Here is a 13,330-nt window from a genome sequence, read left to right as displayed (position 1 = left end):
AACCTCCTATAGTGCATATTCTAAGAACTTATCAAATATATATTCACTGTCTTTTGGACCTGCTGATGCTTCTGGATGAAATTGAACTGAGTATATTGGTAAAGTCTTATGTTTCATTCCTTCTACAGTTCCATCATTTATATTAACGTGAGTAACTTCCATGTCATCTGGTAACTTCTCTACTACATACCCATGATTTTGCGAAGTTATATGCACAATATTAGCTTCTAAATCTTTAACAGGATGGTTGCATCCTCTATGTCCAAACTTCAATTTAGTAGTTTTACCACCTAACGCTAATCCCAATAATTGATGCCCTAAGCAAATACCTGTTATTGGTTTCTTTCCAACTAATTTTTTAATATTTTCTATGGCAAAATCTAAATCTTCTGGATCCCCAGGTCCATTAGATAAAAATATTAAGTCCGGGTTAATATTTAAAACTTCTTCTGCTGTTGCTGTTGCTGGGAATATAGTTAATTTGCAGCCTCTCTTTTTGAAATTCCTTATTATATTAGTCTTTATACCGAAATCCATAACCGCAATATGTTTTCCTGTTCCTTCAACCACATAAGACTTATTTGTTGTAACAGTCTTTACAGCTTCCTTAGTAGAAAATCCTGCTATTTTTTCTTTCACATATTCATCGTCAACATCTTCTAGTGCTATAAGACCTCTCATAGTACCACTATTTCTTAAAACCTTAGTTAAAGCTCTTGTATCTATTCCTTCCAAGCCAATAACTTTTCCTTGTTTTAAAAAATCTTCAAGTTCTAATTCACATCTAAAGTTACTTGGCATATTACATTTTTCTCTAACAATAAAACCCCTTACTTTTATTGAATCAGACTCCATATCTTCAAGGTTTATCCCATAATTCCCTATTAAAGGGTAAGTCATCGTTACTATTTGTCCGTAATAAGATGGATCAGTAAGTACTTCTTGATAACCTGTCATTCCAGTTGTAAATACTACTTCTCCGACGCTTTCTTTTAGATATCCAAAAGCTTTTCCTTCAAAAATCATGCCGTTTTCTAATATAAGCTTTGCTTTCATACTTAAGCCTCCTACAAATATATTTTTGCTAAAACTACACCTTATGAATCTTTGTTTAATATAAAACAAAAGGATAATAAAGAGATTTCAGAAAACCTGATCTCTTCACTATCCTGTGATATACCATACAAATATTTGAATTCAAAAAATAAGCTATGAAATTTTTCATTCAGCTTTCAAATATCATAGTCATGCTTCCCTTTTTGGCCTCACAGGACCAAGTTAAAGTGTATCTTAACTTTTAAAATTTCTCTTTCTAACTATTCTAGTTGATAGATAATCCTGTGTCAAGATAATTTAAGGATAGTTTAATATTTAATATAATTATTTTTATTTATTACTTATTGTCTATTGCTTATTTATCTTTAATTTATTCAATATATAAATCTTATCATAAAAATAAGATTATATAAAGCATAAAAATACACTTATTTGAATTTTTATTCATATTCTTTTTATTTCAGATATAAATATACCATTAATTCAAATAATTACTTTTGTATGTTAATCCTTAATTATATGTGAATTAAAATATGTATCCCAATTAAGTAACTAAATATTTATTATGATAATGCTATATTTAAATCGATATAATGCATGCATATTTATATAAAAAAAAGAATAATAGCTAATATAAATACTAACTATTATTCTTTAATATAATTTTTCTTCCTAACGCTCTAGGGATTAATTTATTTCCTAAAATCAACAGCTTATTTTTATATCCTGGAATAATTATTGTCTTGCCCATTGAAAATTCTCTGTAAGCACATTTTGCTATATCACTAGCATTCATTAAATATCTTTTAGATCTTTGTGATTTTTTTATACCAGCCTTCTCTTGAAATGATGTCCTTACAGGCCCAGGGCAAAGGCAACTTACCCTGATTCCCAAATCTTTCAACTCATCATGTATTGCTTCTGTTAATGATAAAACATATGCCTTGCTTGAATAATATATAGACATTTTAGGACCACCAATAAATGCTGCTGTTGATGCCACATTTAAAATGCCTCCATGTCTTCTCTCAACCATCTTTTTAGAAAAGTACTTTGTAAGCATAGTCAATGCGGTAATATTTATATTTATTATCTTTTCTTCAAGTCCCTCTTCTAAATCATGAAAAAAACCAAAGCAACCTATGCCTACATTATTTATTAAATTATCCACAATTAAATTCTTTTCTTCCACAACTTCTATTATCTTTTTATAACCTTTATCCACAGATAGGTCACATTGAATTATTTCCACAATTACTCCATATTGATCTTCAAGCCTACTTTTAGTATTCCTTAGCTTAATTTCGTCTTTTGCTATAATAATTAAATTATCTTTATTTTTGGCATAGATTTTTGCTAACTCAAATCCAATTCCGTCACTACCACCAGTTATTAATGTATATCTGTTTAAATCAGTCATTATAATCCTTCCTTTTAAGATATTCTATTAGTTTACAAGCTATATTTCCTTGCTATTACCTTAGAATTATAATCATGTTCATACTCCATTTATACACAAATGATTGCTAATTGCAAATTTATATAATTTATGTTATCATATAATTAATAAAATATTCAGAAAATTTAGGCAGTTACAGTTAATTCTGAATTGACCTATCTCAAATTTAACACTACTTTTTCTAAAAATGTACTTATCATTTGATAAGTACATTTTGTTTTTGTATATATGATTTTAACTGGTTTGTCCATAATTTAAAATTGTTTAATTATAAGTTCTGCTGTTTTTATATTAGTAACAACAGCTACATTATGTACATTACAAACTCTAAGCAATGCTGATACATCTGGTTCATGAGGTTGCGCTGTCAATGGATCTGTAAAAAATATTACTAGATCAATCTTTCCTTCTGCAATACGACCACCTAATTGTTGATCTCCTCCATATGGACCAGATAAATATCTCTTAACTTCAAGACCTGTTGCTTCTGATATCTTCGTTCCAGTTGTTCCTGTAGCAACTAGCTCATATTTAGCTAGTACATCCTTATACTTCTTTGAAAATTCAATAATATCTTCCTTCTTTTTGTCATGTGCTATTAATGCTATTTTCACAATTGTCATCCCCCTTTTTAGATCCATTTGATACGTTTTCACATTGGATTATACTATACTTTTTTATAGTTATAAAGTCTATTTAATATTATTATTTTATCATATAAATATTTACATATTATTACAACACACTTTATATATTTTAAGATTATTTCCTTGGCAATACTTAATTATGTTGATTTATTCATGAAAATATTAATTTAGTATCTTTAATTATTATAATATATAAGAATATAAAGAATATCATGCAATAATATCCTTTATATTCTCTGTATTATCTTATTTGGCCATTTCCATAAATGATATATTTGATTGTTGTTAATTCTTTAAGTCCCATTGGACCTCTGGCATGTAACTTTTGAGTGCTTATTCCTATTTCTGCACCAAAACCAAACTCTGAACCATCTGTAAATCTTGTTGACGCGTTAACATATACAGCTGCTGCATCAACTCTTTGTAAAAACTTTTGTGAATTTTTATAGCTCTCTGTAATAATTGCTTCCGAATGCCCTGTTCCATATTTATTTATATGCGAAATTGCTTCATCTACATCTTTAACTACTTTTACGGCAATTATATAATCTAAATATTCTTTTCCCCAATCCTCTTCAGCAGCTTTCTCAATGTCGTTAATTATAGATTGTGATACTTCATCACCTTTAACAGCAACGCCGTTTTCTCTTAAGGCATTAACCACTATCGGCAAAAAGTCCTCCACTATCTTTTCATTTATAAGTAACTTTTCAGCTGCATTACAAACAGAAGGTCTTGATGCTTTTGCATTAATAACAATGTTTTTTGCCATTTCAAAATCGCAGTCTCTATCTACATATATATGACAATTGCCTGTTCCTGTTTCTATAACTGGAACAGTAGCATTTTTAAGAACAGCTTGAATTAATCCTGCTCCACCTCTTGGAATAAGAACATCTATAAACTCATTTAACCTCATCATTTCAGTTGCAACTTCTCTACTTGTATCTTCTACTAGCTGTACTGAATCCTTAGGCAAACCAGATCTTTCAATTCCTTTTGTTAATGCCTTAACTATAGCTTTATTAGAATTAATAGCTTCACTTCCGCCTCTTAGAATAACAGCATTTCCAGTCTTTATACAAAGCCCTGCTGCATCACAAGTTACATTAGGCCTTGCTTCATAAATTATTCCAATAACTCCTAACGGTACTCTCTTCTTACCTATTTGTAATCCATTAGGTCTTTGCCACATAGATATTACCTCACCTATTGGATCTTGAAGTTTTATGACATCTTTAAGCCCTGCTGCCATGCTTTCTATTCTTTCATCTGTAAGAGCTAATCTATCTAACATAGCTTTTGAAGTACCTTTTGATACTGCTATATCTAAATCCACTTGATTAGCTGATATTATGTCTCCTTTTGCCTTTATCAATTCCTCTGCCATAATCATAAGTGCATCATCTTTTTGCTTTGTTGATGCAATACCAAGATCATAAGAAGCATTTTTAGCATTTTGTCCTTTAATTATTAACTCACTCATTTTTAGCCCCCATTTCTTATTTTACCTACGATACAAATAAAGTTCCTATTTCTTCACCATTCAAAATATCTATTATTATATCTGGTTCACTTCCATTCGCTAAAATCATATCTACTCCTGCTTTTGTGGATGTCTTAGCTGCTGATAATTTTGTGATCATTCCACCAGTTCCTAGATTTGATCCTGCACCTCCAGCGCACTCTTCTAACTCAGGAGTTATTTCTCTAACTTCATTTAGTAATTTTGCACTCTCATTATTCCTTGGGTCTGAATCATAGAACCCATCTATATCAGATAAAATTATTAACAAATCTGCGTTAATTAATGATGCAACTATTGCCGATAGATTATCATTATCACCAAATCTAACTATATTCTCAATCTCATCTATTGAAACTGTATCATTCTCATTTACTATAGGAATTATCTTATTATCTAATAAAGTTTCAAATGTATTGCATACATTTTCCCTAATATGATCATCTTCTACTACATCTCTTGTGAGTAACACTTGCCCAACCACATGGCTATATTCTCCAAAAAATTTACTATATATATGCATTAGTTCGCATTGTCCAACTGCTGCTACTGCTTGCTTTTCTCTTATACTTTCGGGCTTTTCTTTCAATTTTAATTTATTAACACCAACAGCAACTGCACCTGATGTAACAAGCGTAACCTGCTTACCTGAATTAACTACATCAGATAATACGCGCGTTAGCTTTTCAATTCTACTTAAATTAATATTTCCATTATCATAAGTTAATGTTGATGATCCAACCTTTACTACTATTCTACTAGCATCTTTTAACCTTTGACGAAAGCCCATTTTTCCATCCCCTTAAAGTCTATTTATTCTTTATAATTTATCTTACTATACCTAATATATCTTATCAAGTTTTAAAAGATGTTTTATAATAAAACAATCTAGTTCCATATAAATGTAATTATGTTTTTATAAAAAAATAAGGATAAAAGGAATACTAAATTTATTTAAAATAAGTATTTCTTTTATCCCCTATATAATCTACTAGATTAATGCAACTTAAAATTCTGATTTAAATTATATATACAAATACACAAATAAAATGACAAAGGGTTCCCAACATAATAAATATATGAAATATTTCATGTCTTCCAAAGAGCCATACTTTTATTTTATCTGATTTTAATGCGTATATTATTCCACCTATTGTATACATTATTCCTCCAAGAACTAACCATGATAGTCCAAATGAAGATAAAACTTGAGACATTGGATATATGGCAAATACTGCAAACCACCCAATTCCTATATACATGCTACTGCTGAGCCATCTAGGACAAGTTACCCAACATAATTTAAATGCAATTCCGATTACTGCACATATTGTTACTGCTAGAAATAGATTTATTCCTACCTTTCCATTTAACGCCACTAGGCAAAATGGTGCATATGACCCTGCTATTAATATAAATATCATAGAATGATCCAATCGTTTTAGAATTTTTATTACTTTATCATTTGCTATTACTGAATGATATGTTGCTGATGCGCTATATAATAAAATCATACTTATCCCGAAAAATAAAACTGATACAAATGTTATTGTAGAACTTCCCCTTGTATATACCTTTACTAGCATTGCTATTAATGCAAATAATGATAGAACTGCTCCAATAAAATGAGTTAATCCATTAATAGGTTCTCTTAAATATTTCTCCATTCTTTTACCCTCCCATTTATTCCCACGTAGTTTTAATAACTACATGTTGCTATATTAGAATTATTTCATATTTTTTTTTATATTGCAACCCCATTTTTGTTTATTTTCTATTTATTAAATAGTATTTTACCCATAAATGCTTGAATTATCTACTTCTTTTCGATAATATTAAATTTATAATAATGACATAGTTTCTATTACTATGTGAGGAGTGAAATTATATGAATAACTTTAATATTGATGCATATATAAATTCACAAAAATCATCTAATAACATTAACTTAAATGATTTTCCTGAAATTGATTTATATATGGATCAAGTAATGCAGCTATTTGAAAGTAAATTAAGCTACACTAAAAGAAATGATGATGACAAAGTTCTTACTAAAACTATGATTAATAACTACGCCAAAGGTAATCTTTTAATGAAAATTAAAAATAAGAAGTATACTAAAAGTCATCTTATTTTAATGGGGTTAATTTACAATTTAAAAGGTGCACTGTCCCTTACAGATATAAAAACTATCTTGAGCCCCATAATTATTGCTTTTGAAAAAGAAGAAGAATATCCATTACATGATATATACCAATCCTTTCTTGATATATATGATTCAAACTTAGATGATTTAAAATCTTCCTCAACTAAAATTTATGATAATATTACAAATCTAATAAGTAATGAAGATAATTCTTTAGGAGACTATGAAGAAAAATTTCTGCTTATATGCGCATATGTTAGCATGAGTAATCTTTATAGACGTATGAGTGAAAAAATAATAGATGAATGTTTTGGGAGTACCAAAAATTATAAATAACATTAATTTTAATTAAGTAATAATACAAAAATTTAAAATTATAGAAATACTTAAAAATGCAAAAATCATTAATTATATGATATAATAAGCAACATGTAGTTAAACTATTTATACGATGCACAATTAAGGATGAAATTCCAAATTAATTTATGATAACATATTTTAACGATAAAAAGGATTTTTTCCCTAATTGTGCATTATTATAATTAAGAAGAAATGAGGTCGAAATATATTGATAAACGTATCAAATGTTAGTTTGAGATTTGGTGGACGTAAGCTTTTTGAAGATGTCAACCTTAAATTCACTCCAGGAAATTGTTATGGAGTTATTGGTGCTAATGGCGCTGGAAAGAGTACATTCTTAAAAATATTATCAGGTGAGGTAGAACCTAATACTGGTGAAGTTATAATTGCTCCTAACACAAGAATGTCTGTCTTGAAGCAAGATCATTATAAGTATGATAATTTTCAAGTCCTAGAAACTGTAATAATGGGGAATGAAAGACTATACCAAATAATGAAGGAAAAAGATGAAATTTATGCTAAACCTGACTTTTCTGATGAAGATGGAATTAAAGCATCTGAATTAGAAGGTGAATTTGCTGAACTTAATGGTTGGGAAGCAGAATCTGAAGCATCTTCGCTTTTACAAGGACTAGGTATAGGAACTGATCTTCACTTTAAAAATGTATCAGAATTGACTGGTGGAGAAAAAATTAAAGTTCTTTTAGCTCAAGCCTTATTTGGTAATCCTGGAATACTAATTCTAGACGAACCTACTAACGGTCTTGATTTAAAGGCTGTAAACTGGTTAGAAGACTTTTTAGGTAACTTTGATGGAACTGTTATAGTTGTATCGCATGATAGACACTTCTTAAATTCAGTTTGTACTCAAATGGCTGACGTTGACTTTGGAAAGATAAAAATTTATGTAGGTAACTATGACTTCTGGTATGAATCAAGTCAATTAGCTCTTCAAATGTCAAAAGATCAAAACAAGAAAAAGGAAGAAAAGATTAAGGAATTACAGGACTTTATTGCAAGATTTAGTGCTAATGCTTCTAAATCTAAGCAGGCTACTTCTCGTAAAAAACTTTTGGATAAAATTACTTTAGATGATATTCAACCATCAAGTAGAAAATATCCATTTGTAGGTTTTAAACCTGAAAGAGAAGTTGGTAATGATATCTTAATGGTTAAAGATTTATCAAAAACAGTAGATGGTGTTAAAGTATTAGATAACGTGAATTTCATAGTAAATAAAGGTGATAAAATTGCTCTTATTGGTAATGAAATAGCCGTAACTACATTATTCAAAATATTATCTGGAGAAATGGAACCAGATAGCGGTGAATATAAATGGGGAATAACTATAACTAATGCTTACTTCCCAGCTGATAACTCAAAATACTTTGACGATTGCAATCTTTCTTTAGTAGATTGGCTTAGACAATATTCAGAGGAAAAATCTGAAAGCTATATCAGAGGATTCCTAGGCAGAATGTTATTCTCTGGTGAGGAAGCATTAAAAGAAGCCAATGTATTATCAGGAGGAGAAAAAGTTAGATGTATGTTGTCTAAAATGATGCTTTCTAATGCTAATGTATTAATGTTAGATCAACCTACGAATCACCTTGACCTTGAATCAATTACAGCTGTAAATAATGGTTTGAAAGATTATAATAGTAATATATTATTTGCTTCTCATGACCATCAGTTCGTTCAAACTATAGCAAATAGAATCATAGATATTAAGGATGATGGTTCTATAGTTGATAGAACTATGACATTTGATGAATACTTAGAATTTTCTAATTCTAATAAATAATAATTTAACCATATAAATTAAGATTATATGTAATATACTTATAATAAAAAGTTCAGCATTTCTATAAATTGCTGAACTTTTATATTTCTTTAATAAATTATTTTCCATTTAATTTGCTGAATAAGTTATAATCTCTAAATTAATCTTTTATCTTAGCATATCTTCTATTACTTCAAAAACATGATCTACAAGATTATCAGCATATGGTTTAATTAGTTCTTCTACTGAATTAAATGTATAACTATTATTGGTAATCTTAAACATGGAAATATCATTCATTGAATCGCCGACCGTATATAAGCTATCAACGCCTTTATTTTCATCTTCCAAAATCATCATAATTGCATTTCCCTTTGAACAATTCTTTGCAACTATATCTACAAATACTTGATTTCTAAAAGCTTCTATATACTCATCATATTCATTTATCAACTTTTCTCTTACCAATTCTGATTTTTCTATAGATTGAGATACATTAAACACACTCATAATTTGTGAATCTGATACGCTACTCAATGCTTCTTCTAATGTTACCCTATTAGAAAAATGATTAAAAAAATCAGCATCTACAGCTGAAACATCAACTAATTTATTTTCTATCATATAAGTATCATTTCCATCATCATAATATATTAAGGAATCTCCTATATCATAAAAATCGGCTATTATTCTATTTTGTATTTTATTCGGTATTGATTTCTCATGTATAATATTATTTCTGTTATCCATTATCACTCCACCATTACACATAACCAAGTAATCATACTCAAATGGATATTCCTTTAAAATACTATTTACTCCTTTTAAACTTCTTCCTGTTGAAATTATTATCTTATTTCCAAACGCTTTTAGTCGCCTCAATGCATCTAAATCCTTTTCTGAAATTTTGTTATCTCTAAATAGCGTTCCATCTAAATCACTCGCTAAAAATTTCATTAGTATCCCCCAGTTCCCTCGTTATTTTATTCAATTTGGTAATGATTATATATACTGCTCATAAAAAATTTCTCTCTATACACTCCCTATTTATATTTAATTATAAGTGTAAACTAGAACTAATTACATTTATCTAGAATCTAAAATATAAACTTCATATTTTAAATATATCTATTTATATCTATTCCTAATCCATTCAATGTAAACTTAATAGTACTCTCTATAATATCTTCTAAATTTATCTTCTCTATATGTATAGATTCATATATTGCAGATGAACATAGTGATCCAAAAAATTGGAATGCAATAAGTTCTACATCTCCTTTTTTAATTTCCCCAATTTCCATTGCAGTTCTTATATTAATTTCAATTTCATTTATGTACTTTCGTATCTTATGACGCAATTCATTTTGTCTATGCTCAGTCCCCCACAACTGGCTCATTACTATTTTAAAAAAATCTGTATATCCATATAAAAATGTTAATTGTATTCTACATATTTTTATTAATTTTTCAATAGGACCTATATTGATATTCTGAACTTCAATAACTTGATTTTGTAATATTTGCAATCCCTCCTCAACAATGAAATTAAATATTTCCTCTTTACTCTTGAAATGATAGTATAATGTCCCCTTTACAAGTCCAGCATTGGCAGCTATATCATCCATAGTAGCACCTCTATATCCAGATTCAGAAAATATTTTTATTGCAGATTTAAAAATCAAGTTCTTTGTTTTGTTCATAACATTTCTCCTCATTTTTCAATAATTACTTATGCCAATATTATCAATATATTATATCATTTAGTTCATTATTAAACCACAATTCTACATATTACTATTTATATCAAAAATGAAACTTTCACTACATATAATCTTACTTTTGAAATTTTGATTATCTGTGATAAAATTAATATTAAGGTAAAAAATAAACTATGTATGTTACACATAATTTATTCAATATATCAGTTTTTCTATATTATTTACTAAATGATTATTCTATAGATTTAACTAGATATATCTAATTAAAATAAGAAATGGAGGATACTTGTCATAACTGTAACATTATAAATCTTTAGAGCTGTTATCTCTAAATTATTTAATAAAGTTTTGACATTTGTATTTATGATTCAAGTATATAATAGAACTACAAAATCTTATGAAGAAGAACTTATCGCTGGAAAGAAATATATAGAATGGACCTATGAATCACCAGTTGGTAAAACAATTACTGAACTTATTGCAAAGAAAAAATTATTTTCTAAGTTATATGGGAAGTATTGTGATACAAAGCTAAGCAAATCCAAAATTTCACCATTTGTAGATAGCTTTAATATTGATATGGCTATGTCGAAGAAGAAAATTAATGAATTTAAATCTTTTAATGATTTCTTTACACGAGAATTAAATTTTGATGCTAGACCAATAAATTCAGATAATAATATATTAATTTCTCCAGGAGATGGAAGAATAACTGCCTATGAAGACATTGACTTAGATAATATAATTCAAATTAAGGGATTAACTTATAGTTTAAAAGAGTTAATTAATGATGATAATGTAGCTAGTAAATATAAAAATGGAATATGCGTTGTATTACGCTTATGCCCTACTGACTATCATAGATTTCACTTTATCGATTCTGGTATTCCATATGAAAATCATCCTATAAAAGGGCACTATTATTCTGTAAATCCAATAGCTTTAAAATCTGTTCCTAAACTTTTTTGTGAAAATAAAAGAGAATGGTCTTTATTTAAATCAGATAACTTTAAAGATGTACTTCATATAGAGGTTGGTGCTACATGTGTAGGTTCAATAATTCAAACTTATTCCCCTAGAGTTAGAGTAAATAAAGGTGACGAAAAAGGCTATTTTAAATTTGGAGGATCTACAACTATATTATTCTTTGAACAAGGATCTATAGAAATAGATGCTGATATTATAGAACAATCTAAATTAGGCTTTGAATGTAAAGTTATATTTGGTGAAAATATTGGTACTAAAGTTTTATAAAATAAAAAGAATGGGTTACCCATTCTTTTTATTTTGGCAGAGCGTGAAGGAATCGAACCCTCAATGTACCGTCCGTAGCGGTATGTTATATCCGTTTAACTAACGCTCCATATTCAATTTTTGCAACAAGTTTATCTTATCACAAGCGGTTATAATAATCAAGTTTATAATTTGATTATTCTCATAATTTTATAAATTTAATACTATTATTCAACTTAGTCCCATATACAATTTGGAATAAGTTATCTAAAAATTAGGTTTAATTTTTAGATAACTATCCTTGTTCATGATGATTTTTACAAATATATATCAGAAAACTCTACCTCAAGTACTTCCACTTTACTTTTAATATTTAAACATTTATCTCTATTATTTTCATCATCCTGTAATCTTTCTATTGGTAACTTAATTATAAATTCACAACCAGAATTCTCTTCACTTTTCAATTCGATACTACCATTATGAGCTTGAGTTAAATATCTAACTAGATCAAGACCTATCCCACTTCCCGAATTCTCAGATTTTTTATTTCTTGAAGATTGAACAAATCTATTAAAAATTGTATTTTGCTCTTCCTTTGGTATCCCAATTCCTTCATCCCTTACCGAAATAGTTAATTGATTTATACTTTTCCACGCATTTATATATATATTACTTCCCTTTGGCGAGAACTTTATTGCATTAGAAATTAAATTCATTATTATTCTATCTATTGCTTCTGGGTCTACTGCCATTATGCACTCTTCAACATTTGTATCAAAAACTAAAGAGATCTCCTTCTGCTTAGCATATTTATCTATTGAAGATATATTCCACTCTATTAAGTTAATTACATCTAAATTCTCTCTTTTAATACTATAATGATTTTTTTCTAATTTTGTTGTATCTATTAGATTGTTTACAAGTTTTAATATTTTATATGAATTTCTTTTTATAACATCCATGTGATCCTGGCATTTACCATACCTTTTAATATCTTTATAATCATCCTTGTAACATTGTAAAACACTTAAAATTATATTTAATGGTGATCTCAAATCATGTGAAATATTCAAAATAAAATCTTCTTGATTTTTCTTAGATTCTGATAAATTAATAAGTTTGCTAACTAATTCATCTTTCGATAACTTAATAAGGTCATTTCTATTCAATATATTTTCCCTATCAATCTGATTATCTTTCAAAATATTAACCTCAACCATTTTTAAATCCCCTTTTGTAATTTTTTTTACTTTTTTTACCATATACCCTTAATATATAATATCACATAACTTCCCGGCTAACAACCATATTAAATAAATTTGATATGATATTTCTAATTCCAAAAGATTATATAATTGTTCGTTTAAGTTTAATAATTGAATATTACAAATTTAGAT

The 13,330-nt window shown here is 28.0% G+C and carries 12 protein-coding genes and 1 tRNA gene; 3 read left to right on the top strand and 10 right to left on the bottom strand.

The features are described 5' to 3' along the window. Nucleotides 1-6 precede the first annotated feature (6 nt). The 6 genes from carA to trhA all read right to left on the bottom strand — a co-directional run bounded on the left by carA (nt 7) and on the right by trhA (nt 6,354). Nucleotides 7-1,056: a glutamine-hydrolyzing carbamoyl-phosphate synthase small subunit gene (gene carA, locus KEC93_RS00195; protein WP_017209548.1), complete on the bottom strand. Its 1,050-nt coding sequence runs from the start codon at nt 1,054-1,056 to the stop codon at nt 7-9. 640 nt (nt 1,057-1,696) lie between these two features. Then, nucleotides 1,697-2,476 (bottom strand): SDR family NAD(P)-dependent oxidoreductase, encoded by a 780-nt coding sequence (locus KEC93_RS00190; RefSeq protein ID WP_077868834.1) that lies wholly within the window; start codon nt 2,474-2,476, stop codon nt 1,697-1,699. A 293-nt stretch (nt 2,477-2,769) separates the two neighbouring features. Further along, nucleotides 2,770-3,129, bottom strand: a complete 360-nt coding sequence (gene mgsA, locus KEC93_RS00185; RefSeq protein ID WP_011967391.1) for a methylglyoxal synthase — start codon at nt 3,127-3,129, stop codon at nt 2,770-2,772. Nucleotides 3,130-3,403: 274 nt separating this feature from the next. Next, nucleotides 3,404-4,648, bottom strand: a complete 1,245-nt coding sequence (locus tag KEC93_RS00180) for a glutamate-5-semialdehyde dehydrogenase (protein WP_077868833.1) — start codon at nt 4,646-4,648, stop codon at nt 3,404-3,406. 25 nt (nt 4,649-4,673) lie between these two features. Then, nucleotides 4,674-5,477, bottom strand: coding sequence for a glutamate 5-kinase (proB, locus tag KEC93_RS00175; RefSeq protein WP_017209551.1), 804 nt, complete (start codon nt 5,475-5,477; stop codon nt 4,674-4,676). Nucleotides 5,478-5,706: 229 nt separating this feature from the next. After that, nucleotides 5,707-6,354, bottom strand: a complete 648-nt coding sequence (gene trhA, locus KEC93_RS00170) for a PAQR family membrane homeostasis protein TrhA (RefSeq protein WP_011967388.1) — start codon at nt 6,352-6,354, stop codon at nt 5,707-5,709. A gap of 221 nt (nt 6,355-6,575) precedes the next feature. On the opposite strand from trhA, the gene KEC93_RS00165 reads away from it, so the two are divergent. After that, nucleotides 6,576-7,169: a DUF1836 domain-containing protein gene (locus KEC93_RS00165; protein ID WP_077868832.1), complete on the top strand. Its 594-nt coding sequence runs from the start codon at nt 6,576-6,578 to the stop codon at nt 7,167-7,169. Between the two features lie 232 nt (nt 7,170-7,401). Beyond that, the gene (locus KEC93_RS00160; RefSeq protein ID WP_041893271.1) at nt 7,402-8,997 is read left to right on the top strand and encodes an ABC-F family ATP-binding cassette domain-containing protein; all 1,596 of its coding nucleotides are present in this window, start codon (nt 7,402-7,404) and stop codon (nt 8,995-8,997) included. Nucleotides 8,998-9,144: 147 nt separating this feature from the next. Here KEC93_RS00160 and KEC93_RS00155 read toward each other — a convergent pair whose 3' ends face one another. After that, the gene (locus KEC93_RS00155) at nt 9,145-9,933 is read right to left on the bottom strand and encodes a Cof-type HAD-IIB family hydrolase (protein ID WP_011967385.1); all 789 of its coding nucleotides are present in this window, start codon (nt 9,931-9,933) and stop codon (nt 9,145-9,147) included. Between the two features lie 161 nt (nt 9,934-10,094). Then, on the bottom strand, nt 10,095-10,679 hold the full coding sequence (locus tag KEC93_RS00150; RefSeq protein ID WP_017209556.1) for a TetR/AcrR family transcriptional regulator: 585 nt from the start codon (nt 10,677-10,679) through the stop codon (nt 10,095-10,097). A 381-nt stretch (nt 10,680-11,060) separates the two neighbouring features. On the opposite strand from KEC93_RS00150, the gene KEC93_RS00145 reads away from it, so the two are divergent. After that, entirely contained in the window at nt 11,061-11,951 is an 891-nt protein-coding gene (locus tag KEC93_RS00145; protein WP_011967383.1) for a phosphatidylserine decarboxylase, read from the top strand. A 34-nt stretch (nt 11,952-11,985) separates the two neighbouring features. On the opposite strand, the gene KEC93_RS00140 is transcribed toward KEC93_RS00145, so the two are convergent. Continuing rightward, nucleotides 11,986-12,060: transfer RNA gene (locus KEC93_RS00140), tRNA-Arg, on the bottom strand. A 187-nt stretch (nt 12,061-12,247) separates the two neighbouring features. Continuing rightward, nucleotides 12,248-13,153 carry a sensor histidine kinase gene (locus KEC93_RS00135; protein WP_020372901.1) on the bottom strand — a complete coding sequence of 302 codons (906 nt, stop codon included), beginning with the start codon at nt 13,151-13,153 and terminating at the stop codon, nt 12,248-12,250. Nucleotides 13,154-13,330 lie beyond the last annotated feature (177 nt).

It is taken from the genome of Clostridium beijerinckii (assembly GCF_018223745.1).
In the GTDB taxonomy this organism is placed as follows: domain Bacteria; phylum Bacillota; class Clostridia; order Clostridiales; family Clostridiaceae; genus Clostridium; species Clostridium beijerinckii.
This window is presented reverse-complemented; position numbering and strand designations above follow the sequence as displayed.

What these genes read in the sequence shown, in the direction of transcription:
- carA (WP_017209548.1), bottom strand. Translation starts at nt 1,056, where the DNA reads ATGAAAGCAAAGCTTATATTAGAAAACGGCATGATTTTTGAAGGAAAA.
- KEC93_RS00190 (WP_077868834.1), bottom strand. Translation starts at nt 2,476, where the DNA reads ATGACTGATTTAAACAGATATACATTAATAACTGGTGGTAGTGACGGA.
- KEC93_RS00180 (WP_077868833.1), bottom strand. Translation starts at nt 4,648, where the DNA reads ATGAGTGAGTTAATAATTAAAGGACAAAATGCTAAAAATGCTTCTTAT.
- proB (WP_017209551.1), bottom strand. Translation starts at nt 5,477, where the DNA reads ATGGGCTTTCGTCAAAGGTTAAAAGATGCTAGTAGAATAGTAGTAAAG.
- trhA (WP_011967388.1), bottom strand. Translation starts at nt 6,354, where the DNA reads ATGGAGAAATATTTAAGAGAACCTATTAATGGATTAACTCATTTTATT.
- KEC93_RS00165 (WP_077868832.1), top strand. Translation starts at nt 6,576, where the DNA reads ATGAATAACTTTAATATTGATGCATATATAAATTCACAAAAATCATCT.
- KEC93_RS00155 (WP_011967385.1), bottom strand. Translation starts at nt 9,933, where the DNA reads ATGAAATTTTTAGCGAGTGATTTAGATGGAACGCTATTTAGAGATAAC.
- KEC93_RS00150 (WP_017209556.1), bottom strand. Translation starts at nt 10,679, where the DNA reads ATGAACAAAACAAAGAACTTGATTTTTAAATCTGCAATAAAAATATTT.
- KEC93_RS00145 (WP_011967383.1), top strand. Translation starts at nt 11,061, where the DNA reads ATGATTCAAGTATATAATAGAACTACAAAATCTTATGAAGAAGAACTT.
- KEC93_RS00135 (WP_020372901.1), bottom strand. Translation starts at nt 13,153, where the DNA reads ATGGTTGAGGTTAATATTTTGAAAGATAATCAGATTGATAGGGAAAAT.